The sequence below is a fragment of the Paenochrobactrum pullorum genome, assembly GCF_041929845.1.
Classification (GTDB): Bacteria; Pseudomonadota; Alphaproteobacteria; order Rhizobiales; family Rhizobiaceae; genus Paenochrobactrum; species Paenochrobactrum pullorum.
Window position 1 is genome coordinate 25,417 of the sequence record NZ_JBHEEH010000017.1, and the last position, 18,650, is coordinate 44,066.

The following is an 18,650-nucleotide window of genomic DNA, read 5'->3' on the forward strand; positions in this document are numbered from 1 at the left end:
GTGTTTGCCGAAGGAGGCACACTTTCTATGTCTAATATGATTGTCGATGAAAACCGCTTATGGAACATCCTGATGGAAACCGCCAAAATGGGCGGTCTTCCAAATGGCGGTGTAGCACGATTAACGCTCACCGAGCATGATAAAAATGTCCGAGATTGGCTGACAGCCCAATGTGAAGAACTTGGCATGAGCGTTAAAGTTGACGAAGTTGGTAATATGTTTGCACTGCGTGAAGGGCGTAATAATACACTTGCTCCTATCGCGATGGGCAGCCATCTGGATACGCAGCCGACCGGCGGCAAATTCGATGGTATCTTGGGTGTTTTGGGTGGTTTGGAAGTTCTGCGCACATTGGATCAGAGTGGCTATGTCACCGAAGCGCCATTAATGTTGGTCAACTGGACCAATGAAGAAGGTTCCAGATTTTCGCCTGCCATGCTTGGTTCTGGGGTTTATGCTGGTGTTTACAGCCGTGATTATGCCGATAATCGTGAAGATGTTGAAGGCGTGAAGTTTGGCAACGCTTTGGATGATATTGGCTATCGTGGCGAAGCAACAAAGCAAGAAACAGCATTTGGCGCTATGTTTGAACTCCACATCGAGCAAGGGCCTATTCTGGAGGCAGAAGAAAAGCTGATCGGTGTTGTTCAGGGCGTACAGGGCATGCGTTGGTATGAAGGCCGCCTGTTTGGTTGTGCGGCTCATACCGGCTCTACCCCGATGTCCATGCGTCGCAATGCTTTGCTCGGTGTTTCGCGTTTGATTTCTTATATTGATGATCTGGCACACACCCATGCACCGCATGCAGTGGGTACCATCGGCTTTATGGAAATTACGCCAAATTCAACCAATGTTATTCCGGGCGAGGTGCATTTCACCGTCGATATTCGCCATCCGGATGATGCGGTACTCGATGAAATGGAAGCTCGTATATTTGAAATGTTTGAAACGCAGAAAGAACAGATCGGTCTGACCGGCTCGCTGAAATGTATTTCAAAAACTGATGCGGTTGTATTCGATGCTGATTGTATTGAAGCGGTTCGTCGTGCGGCTGACAAGCATGGTTATAGCAATATGGATCTCATTTCTGGCGCTGGACATGATGCAGCGCATACGGCGACAATCGTGCCGACGACTATGATTTTCGTGCCGAGCGAGGGCGGTTTGAGCCACAATGAAGCCGAAGCTACCAGTTTGTCGGAATGCACTGCCGGTGTACAAGTGCTGCTTGATGCTGTGCTTTATTATGACCGCAAGGTTGCAGAACAGCAGAGTGCAGTTTGAGGATAAATAATGCGCATTTTGATTGCTCGTCTTAACCACGAGACCAATAGTTTTTCTCCTGTAGTTACAAATTTACAGTCCTTCAATCCGCATTATGGTGATGACGCTGCAAAGTTTGCCGATGGCTCTAATACGGCATTGGGTGCCTTCTATGCTTATGCTTTGGCCAAAAATGCAGAGATTATCGTGCCATTGGCGGCAACGGCCAATCCAAGCGGCCCGGTTGAAGACGAAGCGTTTGAACGCCTCGCCGCTGCCATCACTGATGGGGTTACCAAGGGGTGCGATCTTATTCTGCTTGATCTGCATGGTGCGATGGTCACGCGCTCATTTGATGACGGTGAAGGGGAGTTGTTACGCCGTGTGAGAGCTATTGCACCAACTACACCAATCGGTGTGGCGCTCGATCTGCATGGTAATATTACGCAGGATATTTTGGATAATTGCGATTGCATCGTTGGTTTTAAAACCTATCCGCATATCGATATGTATGCGACAGGCGAGCACGTCACCCGTATCATCGACAAGATATTCGATGATGGTTTGCAGCCGAAACAGGCGTTTAACCATCCACCAATGCTTGCCGCGACATTGCGTATGAATACCAATGAAGATTGTGCTATGACGGATATCATAAATTTGGCAAAGGAGGTAGAAAAGCGCGAAGGCATCCATGCGGTTTCAGTTTTTGGTGGTTTCCCGATTGCCGACTTGAAAGAAACCGGCCTTTCAATCGTTGTGGTGGCAGATAGTGATGCTCTGGCTAAGAATGTTGCCGCTGAAGTGGCACAAGTGGCATGGCAACGTCGTGACGATTTTTTGTATACCGAAACGCCGCTGGAAATATCTGTGAGCGAAGCAAAGGCTGAGCGTCAGAAACACAACAAAGGTTATGTGCTGATGCTCGATCATGGTGATAATTGCATGTCCGGCGGCACTTGCGATAATATGGATGTGTTGCAGACGTCCATTCAGGCAGAGCTGAAAAATATAATTGCTGGTCCTTTTAGCGATCCTGAGGTAGTCGAGCAATTATTTGCAGCTGGTGTCGGGGCCGAAGTGACCATTGAACTTGGCAATAAGATCGTCGCAGATGATTTTGTTGCACCTCAACCACCACTTAAATTAACCGGTACAGTAACCGCGCTAAGTGACGGTGATTATGTCGTTTCTGGCCCGATCTATACCGGTCAATTGTGCCATATGGGACGTGCTGTTGCATTTAAGACCAATGCAGCAATTATTCTGATTACAGAAATGCCGCATGAGCCTTGGGATTTAGGCGTTTTCAACTGCGCCAATATTGACCCTTTGCAATGCGATTACCTGATATTAAAGTCGCGCATGTATTGCCGTCCGGTATTCGAACCTCAGGCTCTGGCTGTTGTTGAATGTGCGAGCGGTGGCGTAACAAGTTCTAATTACCAATTGTTTTCGTTTAAGAAATTAGCAAGGCCGATTTATCCGTTAGATAATGAGAGCGTCTGGCAGTGACAGGATGAAATATGGATCAAGTGTCAGGCAAAAATGATAAGACGGTTAAGTTCAAGCGAATTAAACTTTCTGATCAGATAGCCGAAGATTTACGACGCACAATCGCGCGTGAAAAAATGGTTCCCGGTGATCGCTTGCCGCACGAAAAAGCATTAATGGAGCATTACGGTTGTGCCAAAGGCACGATCAGAGAAGCGCTGAAAGCTTTGGAAGTTGAAGGCTTGATTGCCATGCAATCCGGCCCCAACGGGGGGCCGGAAATTCAACCGGCATCGCTTGAAATTGCTATTCAGCAATTGCGTCAATATATGCATTTTCAGACACTGACGTTTCAAAATGTTTATGAAGTTCGCAAATCCATTGAAGTGGCGCTGGCGCTGAGCGTTGTCGGCAAATTGACGGATGCAGATTATCGCAAACTGGAAAAGAATATTGCGATTTGCGTGGAAGCCAACCGTGACGGCGATCGCGCTGTAGGGCGCACGGCGGAAACGGAGTTCCATGATATACTGTGTGATGCTTCCGACAATCCACTGTTGATTTTCATCTGCCGTTTTCTCAACAGTCTGTTGCGTGATCTGGTGAGTTTTCGCTCGCCAAGCCTTACCGAGCATGAGCAGTTTGGTGATCATAATGTGGAAAGCCATATTGCACTGGTTGAAGCTTTCAAGCGGCAGGACAGAGATGCTGTTGTGCATATTATGAAAGAACATATGTGTTGTGCCGAAGATTTTATGTGCCGGCTCGATGCTGCTTTTAACAGCGATTTGCTGAGCCGCACCTCGGGATAAAACAAAAAAAGCCGCGATTTACACGGCTTTTTTAAAGTTTTGAACGAACTAAGTATTTAGTTCGTTTTTATAAACCTGACCATCTTTCATAATCAGTTTGAAGTTTTTGTCCGGATTGGCAATGAGATTGATGTCTTCCAGCGGGTTGCCGTCCACCAGCAGCATATCCGCAGCCGCACCGGCTTCAATCACACCGATAGGCAATGCATAAGGGTTGCGCGGGCCTGACATTGCCAATAATTGCGCATTGGTATGGGTTGCCATTTTCAAGACATCGGCATTATCAAACCAGCGGGCAATTTTTGCTAGTTGTTTGCCTTGGGTGAGAGTTCCTTTTGGGTTAAACAGAATATCCGTTCCCCATGCCATTTTTACATTATATTTTTGTCCCAGATCAAAAGCGCGCATTGTGCCTTGAGCCACCATTTTTTGTTGGTCGCGTTGAATTTGGGTTGGATACACATTGGAATCTTCATCAGCCAAAAACGGCTGTAAGCTCCACCATGCACCGGCATCAGCAATTTGTTTGACGGTTTCTTCATCTGCAAGCTGGCCATGCTCAATCGACTTCACTCCACAAGCAAGCGCACGCTGGATACCCGCAGATGTGTAGACATGAGAGCACACATAAGTACCCCAATCGGAGGCTGCAGCAACGGCTGCGCGGATTTCGGCTTCCGTGAACTGGATTGAATCAAAAGGGTCATAGGTCGAGGCAACACCACCACCAACCAAAATTTTAATCTGACTGGCCCCCAGCATTAATTGCTCGCGCACACGACGCAGTACTTCTGCCTCGCCATCTGCAATAGCCGCAATGCCGGCTGCTTCTGAAAGGCTTAAATCATTGCTGCTATGGCGCGGAACGTCGGTGCGCAAACGGAAATCGCCGTGGCCGGATGTTTGCGAAATCATCGCGCCGGACGGATAAATACGCGGGCCTACGATGCGGCCTTCATCGATCGCACGTTTCAGCGCAAAAGAAGGGCCACCAACATCTCGAATGGTGGTGAAGCCGCGCATCAATGTTCTTTGCGCTTCTTGCGCTGCAACCAGATGGATGTAAGCCACATCAGATGTCATCGCGACCATCTGCGGAATGGCTGCCAGAATACTGTGCCAATGGGCATCAATCATGCCGGGCATGAGAACACGATTGCCGCCGTCAATTATTTTTGCATTCTCAATACTTTCATTGGCAGCAATGAAATTTTCAATACGATTTTTGACGATAAGGAGGCTTTTGCCTTCGATAAGTTTGGCATCTCGACCATTAAAGATACGGATATTCTTTAGCACCGTTGGCTGGTCCACATTTTCTGCGGCTAAGGCAGAACTGCTGCCAACTCCAACGGCTGCCATAGTTGCCATAAGACCATGCAAAACAGAACATCTTGAGATCGACTGGCTAACTCGATCGGTCAATTCCATGATGATATTACTGTGGCACAGACAACCAAAGCCATGGGCATAATTTTGATAACGCGCACCTAATCCGACAATCATAGGAAACCTCAACCTTTTGAATGATCTGTTATTTTTGTAGCATAAGATCGTCGGGCTGGAATATGTAATTTCAAAATATTTTTAATATACGGCAAGCAACTAGCCATGATATATTTTCGTTTTATGATGAAGATGGGTTTTTGACCTAATTTGTTCAAAATTGTAACTTAAAATACTTATTGTTTAATATTTATCAATTGCTTTGGGAAATACAAATGGCAACTTATCATCCGCCTAAAATTCCGTCATCTCAGATAACACCACAGCGTGTTTATAATCAGCGCCGGGAGTTTTTAAAACTGGCGGCAATTGGTTTAACATCACTCAGCGGTACGATGAATGCCGGAGCGGCAGCACTTAATACGATTGCCAGCGCGTATAAAACAGACGAAAAGCTTACAGCTTTCAAGGATGTTACTACTTATAATAATTTTTACGAATTTGGCATGGCCAAGGATGATCCATCAAAACTTTCCGGCAATTTCAAGCCGCTACCGTGGACGTTGACAATTGATGGAATGGTTAAAAAGCCGGTCCAATTTGATCTCGATAGCTTGATGAAAGAACTGACCATCGAAAACCGTATCTACCGGATGCGCTGTGTTGAGGCGTGGTCGATGGTTATTCCGTGGGATGGTTTTCCTTTGTCTGCATTACTCAAAAAGGTTGAGCCATTGGGTAGAGCAAAATATGTGCAATTTGAAACGGTTGTTCGTCCTGATGAAATGCCGGGGCAAAAAGGTTTTTTTCAAGCACTCGACTGGCCATATGTGGAGGGCTTGCGTCTCGATGAAGCTATGCATCCGCTGACATTGCTGGCAGTTGGTCTTTATGGCGAAACATTGCTAAATCAAAATGGCGCACCGCTTCGTCTTGTCGTGCCATGGAAATACGGTTTTAAAGGTATTAAATCGATTACGCGGATCACATTAACAGATCAGGAACCTAAAAATACCTGGCAGATTGCCAATCCGCTGGAATATGGTTTTTACGCCAATGTTAATCCAAACATCGATCATCCGCGCTGGAGCCAAGCAACGGAACGCAGAATTGGCGAAGGTGGTTTTTTTAGCTCCAATCGCCGGCCGACACTTCCCTTTAATGGTTATGCCGATGAGGTGGCAGGTCTTTATGCGGGCATGGATTTGAAAGCGCATTTTTGATGCGACAGATATCTTTTCATAGCGTTAAAAAATACCAGCCGGTTGTTAATTTGGCGATTTACTTGATGGGAATGATACCAGCGATCTGGTATTTTTATTTAGGGGCAGTCAATCAGCTGGGGGCTGATCCAGTCAAGACCTTTGAACAAGCGCTTGGTCTTTGGGCTTTACGATTTTTAATTTTGACTTTGGTAATATCGCCGCTGCGTGATGTGGTTGGTTGGAATTTTGTTCGTTACCGCCGCGCTCTTGGCTTGTTGAGTTTTTATTATGCTCTCATGCATCTGGCAGTCTATCTGCTGCTTGATCAGGCAATGGATTTTTCAACTTTATGGGATGATGTGATGAAACGGCCATTCATCATGTTCGGCATGATCTCGTTCATTCTGCTCGTGCCATTAGCACTGACATCCAACAATTTTGCCATCCGCAAAATGGGGCGCAAATGGTTGTGGTTACACCGGCTGATTTATGTCGTTGCAATATTGGTGTTATTGCACTTTTCTTTATCAGCTAAAGTGCTGAGCCTTAATCATTATTTTTACATCAGCCTGATCATCTTGTTATTATTATATCGTATTCGTCGACTTTTCATAAAAAAACGCCGCAATATGCAATAAATTTAATGAAATTGCTTATTGCTTGGGCTTGAGATGGATGACAACATCCACTTTTGCAATCTCATAACCAGCCGGTGCTTCCGGCAGACGATTAATAATCGTATCGCCGGCAGGTGCATCGACAATGCGGTCTTCATCCTGCACATAAAAATGATGGTGATCACCGGTATCCGTATCAAAATAGACCCGTTCACTGCCTGTACAGATGCGGCGCAACAAACCTGCCTCACTAAAGTGATGAAGCGTATTGTAGATTGTCGCTAGGGATAAATTTTGGCCTGTTGTTTGAATCTCCTGAAATAAATCATCTGCTGTGATGTGGCGGTGTGTAGCGCCGAAAAGCAATTTACCAATATTCAGGCGCTGCTTTGTCGGGCGTAAACCCACTTTTCTGAGGCGTGCAGAAATTTCCAGCGCACGCAAATCTTCTGTTTTATCTGATGATAAAAATCGTTTGCGGGTTTCCTCAGGTATGAAAAGCATGTGATAATCCGATATTTTGCAATTGAGTGATCGGCTTTGATTTTTAAAAATACAAAGCTAATCACCACAATAGGCGAAAATAAATTTTGGTCAATATATTTGCAATTGATTTGCAACTGCATTTGATTAAATGGCTATATCAGGATTATAGTTTTAAAATAAATTTAAGAACGAGCTCTGTCTTGCCGGAAGGGGCAGTTTCCGCCTCAGGCAAACCAGTTTGTAGAAAACGGGCTTTATATAAAACATGCGCCGATGCCGGATTGTCTATTACAGTTCTGGCTCGCAATTGTTGAAATCCTAATGCGCGAGCATAGTCCGTTGCCAACATCAATGCCTGATAAGCAATATTGCGACCTCTGAAATCAGGCCCGACCCAATAACCAATTTCGGCATCTTGATCGGTAAAATCAAACAAGACCAGACTACCGACAAATCGATCAGTTTCAGCGTCAGCAATTGTTAAGACTGCCAGTTCCCCACTGCGCAAGCCATCAGCGATAGCGCCAACAATCATTTCGCTCATAATAGCGGGTGTGTAATGTTCAAGCGGTAAATGGCCAAATTGTTTAACCGCAGCATCCGCAGTGCCGGCGGCATAAGCGTGAGCATCATCTTGTTTCATTGCGCGTAAAATAACCTGCCCATTGCTGACTGGTAAATGCTCTAACAAAGATGTTTGGGGTGTATTGCGTGTCATACCGAGCTTTTGCCTTTTTGATTATTTAGTTTACTCAATCAGTATCAAACGTAATTCGCTTGACTCGAACAGTGTTCGATAAATAAACATATACACGGCAAAAAAGTCAAGCAGCAGGGAAGTAACGATATGACGGAACAATCAGGTAAAGTGAAAACAGGGCAATCTGTCTGGTTAAAACCAGCTAAACCTGTGCGCGATGTTCCCGCCTTATCAAAAGAGCGTATTCTGGATGCCGCCCTGGAAATTCTTAATAAGGAAGGACTGGCAGGGCTAACGATGCGCAAGCTAGCCCGAAATTTGAATGCAGGCGCGGCTTCACTTTATTGGTATGTAGAAACCCGTGATGAAGTGCTGGAACTTGCACTTGATGCAGTATTAGGCGATATTGGCTATCCACCCGAAAGCGAGGATTGGCAAGCCACATTGATTGCCTATATGCATGAATGGCGGCGCGTTTTATTGCGCCATCACTGGGCACCCGCATTGATCGGTTTTCGCCCTTTTATTGGGCCTAATGCCTTGGAACGCTCTGAATATTTACGACGAACTTTGATGCATTCAGGTCTTGATACAGTGGAAGTCATTCAGGCAGGCTATGCATTATCGAATTTTATGATCGGCTCGGTGGTCACCCAAATTGCATGGCAAAGCGGAGGCGGGGATAATACACACCCGCAGATCAAAGAATTCATGCAGGCTCAAGCGCAAAAATATCCGCTGCTTGCATCGCAAATGGCCTATGATTTAGGCGACTGGGATGCCAGCTATATCAAAGGATTAAACTGGATTATTCGCGCTCTTGTTAAGGCATAAAACCTAATGTTCAAAATAATTGCTTGCGAATCGCATAAGTATTCACTTATGTATTACGTATGACTGAAAACGATATTTTTAAAGCACTTGCTGATCCGACACGCCGTGCAGTTTTTGAAAAGCTGGCGAACGGACATATGAATGCCAGCTCTTTAAGAGAGGGGATGGCTATCAGCCAGCCAGCTATGTCGCAACATTTGGCAGTATTGCGCAGTGCCGGCTTGGTTCGTGAAGAAAAAGTCGGGCGTTATGTTAATTATGAGGTTAATCCGGATGGGTTGGCGCTTATAGCGCAATGGTTTGATAAATACCGTACTTATTGGCCGACACGAATTGATGATCTGAAGCTGTTGCTGAAGGATATGGATCAATGAGCGAGAAAAACGTTGCAGATAAAAGCAAGACCCTTGTTTTTGAATATGAGCTGGAAGCAACACCGCAAAAACTATGGCGGGCACTGACTATCGCTGAGTTTCGTGCCAAATGGCTGCCCGAGTTGGCGCAACAGCAAGCCGAGCCAGGCTCGCTCATCCCGCAGAAACAGATTTGTTATAAAATACGTGAGAAAACGCCACCGTTTCTGGAATCGCATGTTACATTTCGCATCTCCGTTAGAGACGATGGTAAAGCTTTATTGACGATTATTCATGAACTGACAGATACATGCGTCCGCCCGATGTCCCAGCCAGCTAACAATAATCAATCATCATTGATGATGGCTGCCTAAAGGCATTCTTTTCAATAAAAAAGTGAATAACGGAGGTCGTCGATGCACGAAACCCTTCAACTCGTCCCTATGGTAATTGAACAATCAGAAAAAGGAGAGCGCTCTTTTGATATTTACTCCCGCTTGTTGCGTGAGCGGATTATCTTTTTGAATGGCGAAGTTAATGACACGATTTCTGCGCTTGTTTGCGCGCAATTATTGCTGCTTGAAGCGGAGAGTCAGAAAAAGCCGATACATCTATATATCAATTCTCCGGGTGGTTCTATGACCAGTGGCCTGGCCATTTACGATACAATGCAGTTTATCCATGCACCGGTGCATACATTATGTATGGGCACAGCCCGATCCATGGGATCATTTTTATTAATGGCCGGTGAGACTGGGCACCGCTATGCTCTACCCAATGCCAGTTTGCATGTGCATCAACCATTAGGCGGATTTCAAGGTCAGGCATCGGATATTTTTATTCAGGCTGAGGAAATGCGTAAAACCAAACATAAAGTAATCGATTTTTACGCCAGCCATTGTGGTCGCTCTTATCAAGAGGTTGAGCGCAAACTGGATCGTGACTGCTTTATGGATGCGAAAGAAGCACTTGAATGGGGCTTAATTGATCATATTTTGCAGAAAAATACACCTGTTTAAGGTGAAAAACATAAAAATGAGGTGCTTTTCGAAGGTTAAATTGACTTTTTGAAGCGCTGCATCTAAATATAGAACACAAATTGCTCAGGAGATTTATGCGCAGAAGCTAAGAAATTGGATCGCGTCAAGCGGCTGATAAACGGGAAGTTACTTCGCCGTGCTTTTGTGCTGTGCTCTATAAAGCTCTCAATCATTATGTCTGTTTCAGAGTTTTGGTCCACTCGATCAAAATATCAATATTCTGCTGCAAGCTGATGATTTATTGGCACAGAGTGCCTGCTTACACTGATCCCACATTTTAAAAATATGCAAAAACGCGGCTTTTATAAGCCTTTCACCATTTCTGCATCTCTGCATTTTTCAAATGGCACCTGCATATATTTTTTTAAAAAACAGGTGTTTGGGTGATATGATGAATATATCAAAATTGGAGCGCAAGGTGCTCGAAATGCTGTCACGTGGCGGCAGGGTTGTGTTGGAAAAAGATGAACGTAATAAAGTGATCGATGCCGATTTTATTACACGTGAAGGCTGGTTTATGGATGGTGTTGGTTTGCCACAATTCATCAATTTACGAGCCAAAAAATTGATCCGCTCAACACAAGGCAGTGACTATTACATCTCTCGTGATGGCATAGTTAGCCTGCAAACTTCCCGACAACAGGCGAAGAAGTGAGCTCAATCTCGCTCATATCTGCTTTTTCTGCTAAAAACTGCTTGCGCTTTCGCCAAAACAAAGTGCAAGCAGCGTTTTTTAGTCTTTAACATATTGGTCTTTTAACAATGAACTCATTGAAACTGGCAGATAATCGTCAATTGGTATGGCATGAGTGGGGCGCACTTGATGGCCGTGTTGTCATTTTTTGCCCGGGCGCCGGAATGGCCGGTCGTTTCGTTTTTGGTGAACGAGATGCAGAAGAACTCAATTTAAGAATGATCTCTGTTGATCGTGCAGGATTGGGTGGTTCAGATGCTGATCCGCAGAAAACCCTTGCAAGCTGGACACAAGATATTGAGCAATTGCTCAATCATTTAGAGGCGGAAGCACCGCTTGCCATAGGCTTTTCACAAGGTGCAGTTTTTGCTTATGCATTGGCGGCAGTCAATCTTGTTGAAGCGCTCACGATTGTTTCAGGGCAGGATGAATTGTCTCATCCTGCAGTTATAAAGCAATTGCCGGATTCTGTTGCTGTGATGGTCGAACGTGCAAACTCTGATAAATTGGCATTGGAAACAGAAATTGCACAATTTGCGACTGCTGAATGGCTCTGGCAGATGATTGAAACTATGAGCGCCGAGCAAGACCGTGCTTATTATGCACAAGGAGATTTCGCTCCGCATTATCGCGTTGCACTCGATGCTGGTTTTGTTCAAGGTGCAGCGGGTTATGCCCGTGATACTATTTTGGCAATGGCACCATGGCCATTTAAACTTGAGGAAATTAATTGTCCGGTGCAATTATGGTATGGTCTGGCTGATACCAGTCCTGTGCACTCTCCGGATTTTGGCGAGACACTGAGCAAGCGGCTTCCTTGCGTTAAACTTAATCAAATTGAAAGCAGCGGAAGTGCAGTTTTATGGACACAGTCGCGTGAGATATTGATGCAGTTAGCGGCGGGAAAATATTAATATTTGAGAAGTTTGCTTTGTCATGCTCTCCTTCATTATAAAAGTAAGTAATTTGCTCTTTGACAAGTGATAAAAATGCTTTGAAAACTATCTCTTATTAAAAATTGGTCATAAAAGGGGAAATGCTCCCCTTTTTATGCTTGATTTTAAGCTTAATCAATTCGCTGATTTTAACTCAAGACTTCCAGTTTGTGTCATACCGGAAGCCAGATAACCACCATCGACAGCAAGAATATGACCATTGACGTATTTGGCTTGAGGGGACGCCAGATAACAAACAGCTGCGGCAATATCATCTACTTCTCCCAAATGACCGGAAGGGATCATTGGTAGCAATTTTGCTCTTGTTTCATCCGTATAAGCAGCTTCTGTCATCGCAGTCACAATAGCGCCCGGTGCAATTGCGTTGGCTGTGATTCCATAAGCGCCAAGTTCCAGAGCAAACTGGCGTGTGAGGCCGGAAATGGCGGCTTTTGAAGTGCCATAGGCCACGCGCCCCACACCTGCGCGGCTACCGCTAATCGATGCCATATTAATGATGCGGCCATAGCGCTTCTTGACCATGTCACGGGCTGCACGTTGCGAACATAAAAATGTGCCCGTCAGGTTTATAGCCATTAAGCGGTTCCATGCATCAAGCGGAAAATCAAGAAGCGGCTGTACCACTAAAATTCCGGCGCAATTAACCAGAATATGGCAACTGCCACGCCAATGGGCGGTTTGCGTGAATGCATTCTCGACTGATTGCGGGTCGGAAACATCAAGCTTGATACCAAGCGCTTTTTGGCCTTGTGCATGAATAAGGGCAACTGTTTCGTCAATGCCTTCCTGATTGAGATCGGCGACAACGACAGATGCACCTCTATCAGCTAATTGAAGTGCGCAGGCGCGCCCGATGCCGGAACCTCCACCTGTCACCAATGCTACGTCATTGATTTCATTATTATCCATTTCAGCGCCCCATCATTGTGTCTGGTAGCCATGTCACGATGATAGGGAATAAGAAGATGAGCACAACTGTGAAGAGCTCCATAATTACAAACCAAAATGATCCTTTAAAGACATCCGACAGTGATGTTTCGCGGTCGATGCCAGCTATCACAAAGCAATTGAGCCCGACTGGGGGTGTGATGAGGCCGATTTCACACATTTTGACGCTGAGAATACCGAACCAGATCGGATCAAAACCAAGCTGAACCACTGTCGGGAACATGATCGGCAGCGTGATCACCATCATCGAGAAAGCATCCAGAAACATGCCAAGCGGGATGTAAACCAACAACAGCAGTGCAATCACGGCATATGGTGGAATATCACTGCTGACCACAAAACTGGCGATCGCATGGGGTAACTGGATAAGTGTTAGAAAATAACTAAAAATACCTGCACCAATCATGGTGAAAAGGATCATGACGGTAGTGGCTGAGGTTGAGCGGAAGCTTTCAACCAATTCACTACGCAAATGACCAGAGCGGTGAGCAAGCAACATCAAAAATGCGGCTATTGCACCTATCGCTCCTGCTTCCGTTGGAGTGACGATGCCTAAGTAAATACCACCCAGTACAACAATAAACAGAACCAGCACCTGCCACGCTTCCACGGTTCCGCGGATACGTTCACCCCAAGGTGTTGCCGGTACACGTGCTGCCTGGTTCATGCCGGTGCGGCCGATAATGCTGATGCCGATCATAAAGACAACAGTTGTCAAAATACCCGGAATAAAACCTGCAATCAGCATTTTACCGGCTGAAACTTCGGTTAATGCTGCATAGAAAATCAGCAGAACACTTGGTGGGATCAAGACGCCAAGAACACCACCAGCGGCAACACTACCGGCTGCAAGACGTGGATCATAGCCGGCCTTTTTCATTTCCGGAATGGCAACGGCGCCAACGGTGGCAGCAGTTGCAACACTTGAACCAGAGGTGCAGGCAAAACCGGCACTGGTTAAAATACCAGCCATCGCTAAACCACCGGGTAAATGCCCGACCCATTTATTTGCAACACGAAATAAGCGTTTGCCGACCTGCGCATGATGGGCAAAAGCGCCCATAAGAATAAAGAGTGGAATAACGGTGAGCGTATAAGAAGCCGACTGAGTAAAAGAGAATGATTTCAGGCGATTAAGCAAAAATGGCAGATCTTCAATCATGACAATGCCTAAAGCACCAGAGAGCGCAAGCGCTGCAAAAACCGGTGTGCCAATCGCCATCAATACAAAGATCATTGTAACCGCAATTGTTGCGACTAATGTTGTATCCATTGGTAAATTCCGTTTTGACTAGTCAACCAATTGTTGACCTTAAAATATGCGGGCAGGGCTTTTACAAAAGCTGACTGGCGGTGACTGCAGGCAGTTGACGGTGCGGATCGCGCCCTGTCAAAACCAGTAAGGCATGGAGAAGTGTTTGCACAACTGCCAGCCACAAGCCGATGGCTACTGCGATTTTTGCCCACCAAATTGGAACCTGAAAATATCCCCAGCGAAACTCACGGATCGAAAAAGAATAGATTGCCTCAAGTGTGGCGGGATAAGCCAGCATCAGGAGTGCGAGCGCTGCCAAAAGCCATGCAAGCGTTGTTGAAAGACGCTGCCATGTCGGGTTGAATTTATCCGTCAGCATGGTCACTCTGATATGGGCGTCATCACTTTGTGCCCAACCAAGCCCCATGAAGACAACCATCACCATCGACATTTCCGACATTTCGAAAAGGCCGGGCACCGGTTTTCCTGTTAAAGTCCGAAGCACAACATCAAGCGTGATGCCAAACATCATGAAGGACAGAAAGCCGAGCGCTATCCAGCCGGTAATATTGGTTAATCGATTTATATATTGATGGAGCTTAATCATCCGCATCCCCTCCCGGAAGCGGTCGCCGGAAATAATAACGTATAACCGGCGACATAAAGCAGTCTGATTATTTCAAAGACTGTGCAATTTCGTATGGACGCAGCATTTTGCCTTGTGGCGCATGTTTTTCGATTGCTGCATCTATAAGTTTTTGCATGGCCTCACCGTCGATACCGGCAGGCTTAGCCACAGTTTCTACCCATGCATCCACTTCTGCCGGTTGGACCAAAGCTTTCGCACGTACTTTTTCTTCATCGGATAATGTGTATAGTTTTCCACCTTCAGCGGTTACTTTTTTGACATAATCAAGTAGCACTTTATCGTAAATTTCGGTGAATTTACCGGCGTAGAGTTCATCTGCCAAATCGGTAGCAACTTTTTGCACGTCAGGTGAAAGACTATTCCATACGTCTATATTCATGACAGTTGTGGCGGGCGCATGTGGACCATCACCAATATCATAGAAATTTGGAGCCACTTCATGCAGCTTGTAGGCAACAGCGGTGACAAAGTCGAAACCGTAAACACCATCAAGAACACCGCGTTCCAATGCCTGATAAACATCGGGTGCAGCCATTGGCACCGCGATGCCGCCTAGGCGTTCGATCACGTCGGTTGCAATACCGTAACCACGGATTTTCTTGCCTTTGATATCGTCAATGGAATTGATCGGATTACGCATGACAAGCGGGGCATAGTTCCAGTTTGTCCAATAGAGAACTTTTGCACGGTGGCGTTTTTCCCACTCATCACGCAGAGGCTCGAATTGTTCATAAACATCGCGGCAGACGAGCTGCAGACTATCGGCACGATCCATGCGGAAATACCATTCAAGACCGCGGGTTACCGGTAATTCAACCTGATAATAGCCCGGAGAAATAAGCGACATTTCAGATGTTTTGTCACGTACCGCAGCAAGGTGCTCACCCACTTTGTTGAGACTGCCTGCCCAATAGCGGCGAATGGAAACCTCACCATTGGTACGTGTTTCCAGCTCTTTCAAAAACCATTCATCAACCCATGAAGGGCCAGCTGTTTCTGAAATGTAACTATCGAATTTCAGCGATGTTTTGGCAAATGCTGAACTTGCCAATGAAGGCACCAAGCCTGTGCCTGCCAAAGCCGCGGACATTTTAAGAAAATGACGTCTATCCATTGTATTTCCTCCCGTTATTATTTGGCTATGGTTCCTCTGCCATAACCGACTGCTTTCAATTATTTTCTAATGCTAGTTGGCGCAATTCTGTTTTCAGTACCTTGCCATAGCTATTTTTGGGTAACTCTTTGACAAAAAGATATTTTTTAGGTTTCTTGAATGATGCCATCTGCGATTGGCACCATTGATCGAGCAGTGATTTTTCAGCTGCTCTGTCTTCACGCATGACAATATAAGCCACAATGTTCTCGCCCCATTCAGGGTCTGGAACACCAATCACTGCGACTTCAAAAACATCTGGATGTTGCAACAGAGTTTCTTCCACTTCGCGTGGATAAATATTGGTGCCGCCGGAAATAATTACGTCTTTGGAGCGATCGGTGAGATGCAAGAAACCATCTTCATCAAGATGGCCGAGGTCGCCTGTCATGAGCCAGCCATTGTTTAATGTACTGGCTGTTGCATCAGGATTATTCCAATAGCCTTGCATGACGGTTTGACCAAAAACCGCAATTTCACCGGTGGAGCCATGCGGTAATGACTTGCCATTATCATCACGAATTTCGACTTTGACGCATGCCTGCGCGGTGCCAACGGATGCGCGTCGTGAGCGCCAATTGGCATGACTTTGATCTTTAACCAGATCGCGTGACAAAGCGGTAATGGTCATCGGGCTTTCACCCTGACCATAAATCTGCACAAACCGATCACCGAAATAATCGAGTGCTTCGTCAATATCGGCAGCATACATCGGGCCGCCGCCATAAATAATGGTGCGGATACCTTCGCCTCGATAATCAACCGTCTTTGAATGTGCGATCAGCCGTTTCACCATCGTGGGGGCAGCAAAAAACACCAAATTTTTCTGGGTTTTTGCCAGATTAATGATTTCAGCTGAATCAAATCCCTTGGATACCGGTATCAAGTGGCGGGCGCCTGCACGCATGAAAATCATGTTATATAGGCCGGCACCATGAGACATGGGCGCTGCATATAAAGCCGTGTCACTACCAAAAACCTGATCGACATCAAGGCTGTAACACAGGCTCATATGGATCAGATTGTTATGGCTGAGCATCACGCCTTTAGGGCGTCCCGTAGTGCCGGAAGTGTAAAACAGCCAAGCAATTTCATTGCTGTCGCAATCAGCCGGTTTATCTTTGTGTGAAGCTGAAACAGCCTGATTATATTCAGCACCGGCAATTTTGATGATTGTTTGCAGGCAAGGCGCATCTTCAAAACTGCAATCTGTATCAGTGAAGATAGTTTTTGCACCAGAATCTGCAATGATCCATGCTGCTTCTTTGGCATGAAGCTTATGGTTGATGGGTACAATAACCGCCCCCAACCACCAGATTGCATGCATGATTTCCAGATATTCCGGACAGTTTTGCGCAAAAAGCGCCACTCTGTCGCCACGGAACACTCCGTGATGATGATACAGCCAATGCGCCAATGAAGCCGTGCGCGTTAAGAGCGCGTCATAAGTTGCAAAGCACTCATCACCTGAGAGAATTGCTTCACGGTTTGGCCATGAACGGGCAGTTTGATAAAGCCAATATGCAATGTTCATTTCAATAATACTCAGGCGCGGTCTGCATGAAGAATGGTGGCGTAATTGGCAACGGCTGCCCCCCCCATATTGAACAATAGTCCCCACTCAGCACCCTTGCGCTGAATGTCGCCAGCTTGCTGTGTTAACTGGCGGAAGCCGAGCGCGTGCATGGAAACGCCGGTCGCGCCGACCGGATGGCCTTTTGCTTTCAAGCCACCGGAAAGATTAACCGGTAGTGCACCATCTGCAAAAACAGTGCCGTTTTTGATGGCGTCTCCACCGCGACCGGCTTCTGCCAGCCCCATGGCTTCATAGGTCAGTAATTCGGCGATAGTGAAACAGTCATGTACTTCGGCAAAATTGATGTCTGATACGCTGACGCCTGCCTGTCTATAAGCCTGCATCATTGCAAGCTGCGGGCCTTCGAATTTGAGGAAATCACGGCTCGACATCGGCAGAAAATCACTGACATGCTCGGCAGCGGCAATGCGGACACGGCGCTTCATATCAGCTGCCGCATCGGCAACAGACAAGATAATGGCCGCCGCACCATCGGTGACAAGCGAACAGTCAGTGAGCCTCAAGGGAGGGGCAATCAACGGGTTTTTATCGCTGACAGTGTTGCAGGCTTCAAAGCCCAAATCGCGTTGCATTTGTGCCAGCGGATTTTTCATCGCATTATGATGATTTTTGGCGGCAATATGTGCCATTGCAGTGAGCGGATCACCATAGCGTTCGGTATAAGCGCGCGCGGCAACACCAAAAACCTGCGGGAAGCTGAGGGCAGCTTCTGCTGCATCATTTTGATAACCGGCACCAGCCAGTGCGGTTGTGACGTCAGCGGTGGTGCGATGGGTCATTTTCTCGGCACCCACCACCAGAACATGACGCGCTTTGCCGCTTAAAATGGCATTAATACCAGCATGAATGGCCGCCGCACCGGAAGCGCAGGCATTTTCACAACGTGCTGCCGGTGTAAAACGTAATGCCGGATCTGCTTGATGAATGAGAGAGGATGCAAAGCCGTCGCTGACGAGGCCGGAATTGAAATGGCCTAAATAAACGGCATCAATTTCACTGGCCGGAAGGGCTGCTTCATGAAGCGCCTCACGCGTGGCCTGCACGATCAGTTGTTCCAGATTTTCTGTCAGTTTACCAAATTTGGTGTGACCAGAACCGGTGATATAAATAGTCTTATCCATAACTGCTTCTCCTCATCCCTTTTAAAG

General features: G+C 46.3%; 20 protein-coding genes. 11 read left to right on the forward strand and 9 right to left on the reverse strand.

Annotated features, from left to right (window positions below; all coding sequences use genetic code 11):
• The first annotated feature begins 27 nt into the window (after positions 1–27).
• Genes JNC77_RS15565 through JNC77_RS15575 form a run of 3 tightly spaced genes read left to right on the forward strand, consistent with a single transcriptional unit; the run spans position 28 to position 3,569 of the window.
• Positions 28–1,284: a M20 family metallo-hydrolase gene (locus JNC77_RS15565; RefSeq protein WP_374834133.1), complete on the forward strand. Its 1,257-nt coding sequence runs from the start codon at positions 28–30 to the stop codon at positions 1,282–1,284.
• 9 nt (positions 1,285–1,293) lie between these two features.
• Positions 1,294–2,778: a M81 family metallopeptidase gene (locus JNC77_RS15570; protein ID WP_374834135.1), complete on the forward strand. Its 1,485-nt coding sequence runs from the start codon at positions 1,294–1,296 to the stop codon at positions 2,776–2,778.
• An 11-nt stretch (positions 2,779–2,789) separates the two neighbouring features.
• Entirely contained in the window at positions 2,790–3,569 is a 780-nt protein-coding gene (locus JNC77_RS15575) for a FadR/GntR family transcriptional regulator (RefSeq protein ID WP_374834137.1), read from the forward strand.
• 48 nt (positions 3,570–3,617) lie between these two features.
• Here the strand turns inward: JNC77_RS15575 and JNC77_RS15580 are convergent, their stop codons facing one another.
• Positions 3,618–5,075: a metal-dependent hydrolase family protein gene (locus tag JNC77_RS15580; protein ID WP_374834139.1), complete on the reverse strand. Its 1,458-nt coding sequence runs from the start codon at positions 5,073–5,075 to the stop codon at positions 3,618–3,620.
• A 215-nt stretch (positions 5,076–5,290) separates the two neighbouring features.
• On the opposite strand from JNC77_RS15580, the gene msrP reads away from it, so the two are divergent.
• Together msrP and msrQ are read left to right on the forward strand one after the other, a co-directional pair.
• Positions 5,291–6,238: a protein-methionine-sulfoxide reductase catalytic subunit MsrP gene (msrP, locus tag JNC77_RS15585; protein WP_374834141.1), complete on the forward strand. Its 948-nt coding sequence runs from the start codon at positions 5,291–5,293 to the stop codon at positions 6,236–6,238.
• Positions 6,238–6,858: a protein-methionine-sulfoxide reductase heme-binding subunit MsrQ gene (gene msrQ, locus JNC77_RS15590; RefSeq protein WP_374834143.1), complete on the forward strand. Its 621-nt coding sequence runs from the start codon at positions 6,238–6,240 to the stop codon at positions 6,856–6,858. Before msrP ends, msrQ begins: the two co-directional genes overlap by 1 nt.
• A 15-nt stretch (positions 6,859–6,873) precedes the next feature.
• Here msrQ and irrA read toward each other — a convergent pair whose 3' ends face one another.
• Complete coding sequence (gene irrA, locus JNC77_RS15595) at positions 6,874–7,341, reverse strand: iron response transcriptional regulator IrrA (RefSeq protein WP_374834145.1); 468 nt, start codon at positions 7,339–7,341, stop codon at positions 6,874–6,876.
• Between the two features lie 145 nt (positions 7,342–7,486).
• Entirely contained in the window at positions 7,487–8,041 is a 555-nt protein-coding gene (locus JNC77_RS15600) for a GNAT family N-acetyltransferase (protein ID WP_374834147.1), read from the reverse strand.
• 129 nt (positions 8,042–8,170) lie between these two features.
• Between JNC77_RS15600 and JNC77_RS15605 the strand changes: the two genes are divergently transcribed.
• The 6 genes from JNC77_RS15605 to JNC77_RS15630 all read left to right on the forward strand — a co-directional run bounded on the left by JNC77_RS15605 (position 8,171) and on the right by JNC77_RS15630 (position 11,858).
• Entirely contained in the window at positions 8,171–8,857 is a 687-nt protein-coding gene (locus JNC77_RS15605; RefSeq protein WP_374834149.1) for a TetR/AcrR family transcriptional regulator C-terminal domain-containing protein, read from the forward strand.
• A 59-nt stretch (positions 8,858–8,916) separates the two neighbouring features.
• Positions 8,917–9,231 carry an ArsR/SmtB family transcription factor gene (locus tag JNC77_RS15610; RefSeq protein WP_374834151.1) on the forward strand — a complete coding sequence of 105 codons (315 nt, stop codon included), beginning with the start codon at positions 8,917–8,919 and terminating at the stop codon, positions 9,229–9,231.
• Positions 9,228–9,584 carry an SRPBCC family protein gene (locus tag JNC77_RS15615; protein ID WP_374834153.1) on the forward strand — a complete coding sequence of 119 codons (357 nt, stop codon included), beginning with the start codon at positions 9,228–9,230 and terminating at the stop codon, positions 9,582–9,584. The genes JNC77_RS15610 and JNC77_RS15615 overlap by 4 nt, the downstream gene beginning before the upstream one ends.
• Before the next feature lie 42 nt (positions 9,585–9,626).
• Positions 9,627–10,229 (forward strand): ATP-dependent Clp protease proteolytic subunit, encoded by a 603-nt coding sequence (locus JNC77_RS15620; RefSeq protein WP_374834155.1) that lies wholly within the window; start codon positions 9,627–9,629, stop codon positions 10,227–10,229.
• A 364-nt stretch (positions 10,230–10,593) separates the two neighbouring features.
• Positions 10,594–10,905: a YjhX family toxin gene (locus JNC77_RS15625; RefSeq protein WP_374834157.1), complete on the forward strand. Its 312-nt coding sequence runs from the start codon at positions 10,594–10,596 to the stop codon at positions 10,903–10,905.
• 107 nt (positions 10,906–11,012) lie between these two features.
• The gene (locus JNC77_RS15630) at positions 11,013–11,858 is read left to right on the forward strand and encodes an alpha/beta fold hydrolase (RefSeq protein WP_374834159.1); all 846 of its coding nucleotides are present in this window, start codon (positions 11,013–11,015) and stop codon (positions 11,856–11,858) included.
• A 156-nt stretch (positions 11,859–12,014) separates the two neighbouring features.
• Here JNC77_RS15630 and JNC77_RS15635 read toward each other — a convergent pair whose 3' ends face one another.
• The 6 genes from JNC77_RS15635 to JNC77_RS15660 form a co-directional block, all read right to left on the reverse strand.
• On the reverse strand, positions 12,015–12,809 hold the full coding sequence (locus tag JNC77_RS15635; protein ID WP_374834161.1) for an SDR family NAD(P)-dependent oxidoreductase: 795 nt from the start codon (positions 12,807–12,809) through the stop codon (positions 12,015–12,017).
• Position 12,810: 1 nt separating this feature from the next.
• Complete coding sequence (locus JNC77_RS15640) at positions 12,811–14,121, reverse strand: TRAP transporter large permease (protein ID WP_374834163.1); 1,311 nt, start codon at positions 14,119–14,121, stop codon at positions 12,811–12,813.
• A 61-nt stretch (positions 14,122–14,182) separates the two neighbouring features.
• Positions 14,183–14,710, reverse strand: a complete 528-nt coding sequence (locus JNC77_RS15645; RefSeq protein ID WP_374834165.1) for a TRAP transporter small permease — start codon at positions 14,708–14,710, stop codon at positions 14,183–14,185.
• A 67-nt stretch (positions 14,711–14,777) separates the two neighbouring features.
• A complete protein-coding gene (dctP, locus tag JNC77_RS15650) occupies positions 14,778–15,866 on the reverse strand; it encodes a TRAP transporter substrate-binding protein DctP (RefSeq protein WP_374834167.1) in 1,089 nt (362 codons plus the stop codon).
• A gap of 55 nt (positions 15,867–15,921) precedes the next feature.
• Entirely contained in the window at positions 15,922–17,439 is a 1,518-nt protein-coding gene (locus JNC77_RS15655) for a class I adenylate-forming enzyme family protein (protein ID WP_374834169.1), read from the reverse strand.
• 11 nt (positions 17,440–17,450) lie between these two features.
• The gene (locus JNC77_RS15660) at positions 17,451–18,623 is read right to left on the reverse strand and encodes an acetyl-CoA acetyltransferase (RefSeq protein ID WP_374834171.1); all 1,173 of its coding nucleotides are present in this window, start codon (positions 18,621–18,623) and stop codon (positions 17,451–17,453) included.
• Positions 18,624–18,650: the final 27 nt, after the last annotated feature.

Coding starts and splice junctions, on each gene's coding strand:
- JNC77_RS15660 (WP_374834171.1), bottom strand. CDS start 18,623: ATGGATAAGACTATTTATATCACCGGTTCTGGTCACACCAAATTTGGT.
- JNC77_RS15625 (WP_374834157.1), top strand. CDS start 10,594: ATGGCACCTGCATATATTTTTTTAAAAAACAGGTGTTTGGGTGATATG.
- JNC77_RS15605 (WP_374834149.1), top strand. CDS start 8,171: ATGACGGAACAATCAGGTAAAGTGAAAACAGGGCAATCTGTCTGGTTA.
- JNC77_RS15655 (WP_374834169.1), bottom strand. CDS start 17,439: ATGAACATTGCATATTGGCTTTATCAAACTGCCCGTTCATGGCCAAAC.
- JNC77_RS15565 (WP_374834133.1), top strand. CDS start 28: ATGTCTAATATGATTGTCGATGAAAACCGCTTATGGAACATCCTGATG.
- JNC77_RS15575 (WP_374834137.1), top strand. CDS start 2,790: ATGGATCAAGTGTCAGGCAAAAATGATAAGACGGTTAAGTTCAAGCGA.
- JNC77_RS15570 (WP_374834135.1), top strand. CDS start 1,294: ATGCGCATTTTGATTGCTCGTCTTAACCACGAGACCAATAGTTTTTCT.
- irrA (WP_374834145.1), bottom strand. CDS start 7,341: ATGCTTTTCATACCTGAGGAAACCCGCAAACGATTTTTATCATCAGAT.
- dctP (WP_374834167.1), bottom strand. CDS start 15,866: ATGGATAGACGTCATTTTCTTAAAATGTCCGCGGCTTTGGCAGGCACA.
- JNC77_RS15620 (WP_374834155.1), top strand. CDS start 9,627: ATGCACGAAACCCTTCAACTCGTCCCTATGGTAATTGAACAATCAGAA.
- JNC77_RS15645 (WP_374834165.1), bottom strand. CDS start 14,710: ATGATTAAGCTCCATCAATATATAAATCGATTAACCAATATTACCGGC.
- msrQ (WP_374834143.1), top strand. CDS start 6,238: ATGCGACAGATATCTTTTCATAGCGTTAAAAAATACCAGCCGGTTGTT.
- JNC77_RS15635 (WP_374834161.1), bottom strand. CDS start 12,809: ATGGATAATAATGAAATCAATGACGTAGCATTGGTGACAGGTGGAGGT.
- JNC77_RS15640 (WP_374834163.1), bottom strand. CDS start 14,121: ATGGATACAACATTAGTCGCAACAATTGCGGTTACAATGATCTTTGTA.
- msrP (WP_374834141.1), top strand. CDS start 5,291: ATGGCAACTTATCATCCGCCTAAAATTCCGTCATCTCAGATAACACCA.
- JNC77_RS15600 (WP_374834147.1), bottom strand. CDS start 8,041: ATGACACGCAATACACCCCAAACATCTTTGTTAGAGCATTTACCAGTC.
- JNC77_RS15630 (WP_374834159.1), top strand. CDS start 11,013: ATGAACTCATTGAAACTGGCAGATAATCGTCAATTGGTATGGCATGAG.
- JNC77_RS15610 (WP_374834151.1), top strand. CDS start 8,917: ATGACTGAAAACGATATTTTTAAAGCACTTGCTGATCCGACACGCCGT.
- JNC77_RS15615 (WP_374834153.1), top strand. CDS start 9,228: ATGAGCGAGAAAAACGTTGCAGATAAAAGCAAGACCCTTGTTTTTGAA.
- JNC77_RS15580 (WP_374834139.1), bottom strand. CDS start 5,075: ATGATTGTCGGATTAGGTGCGCGTTATCAAAATTATGCCCATGGCTTT.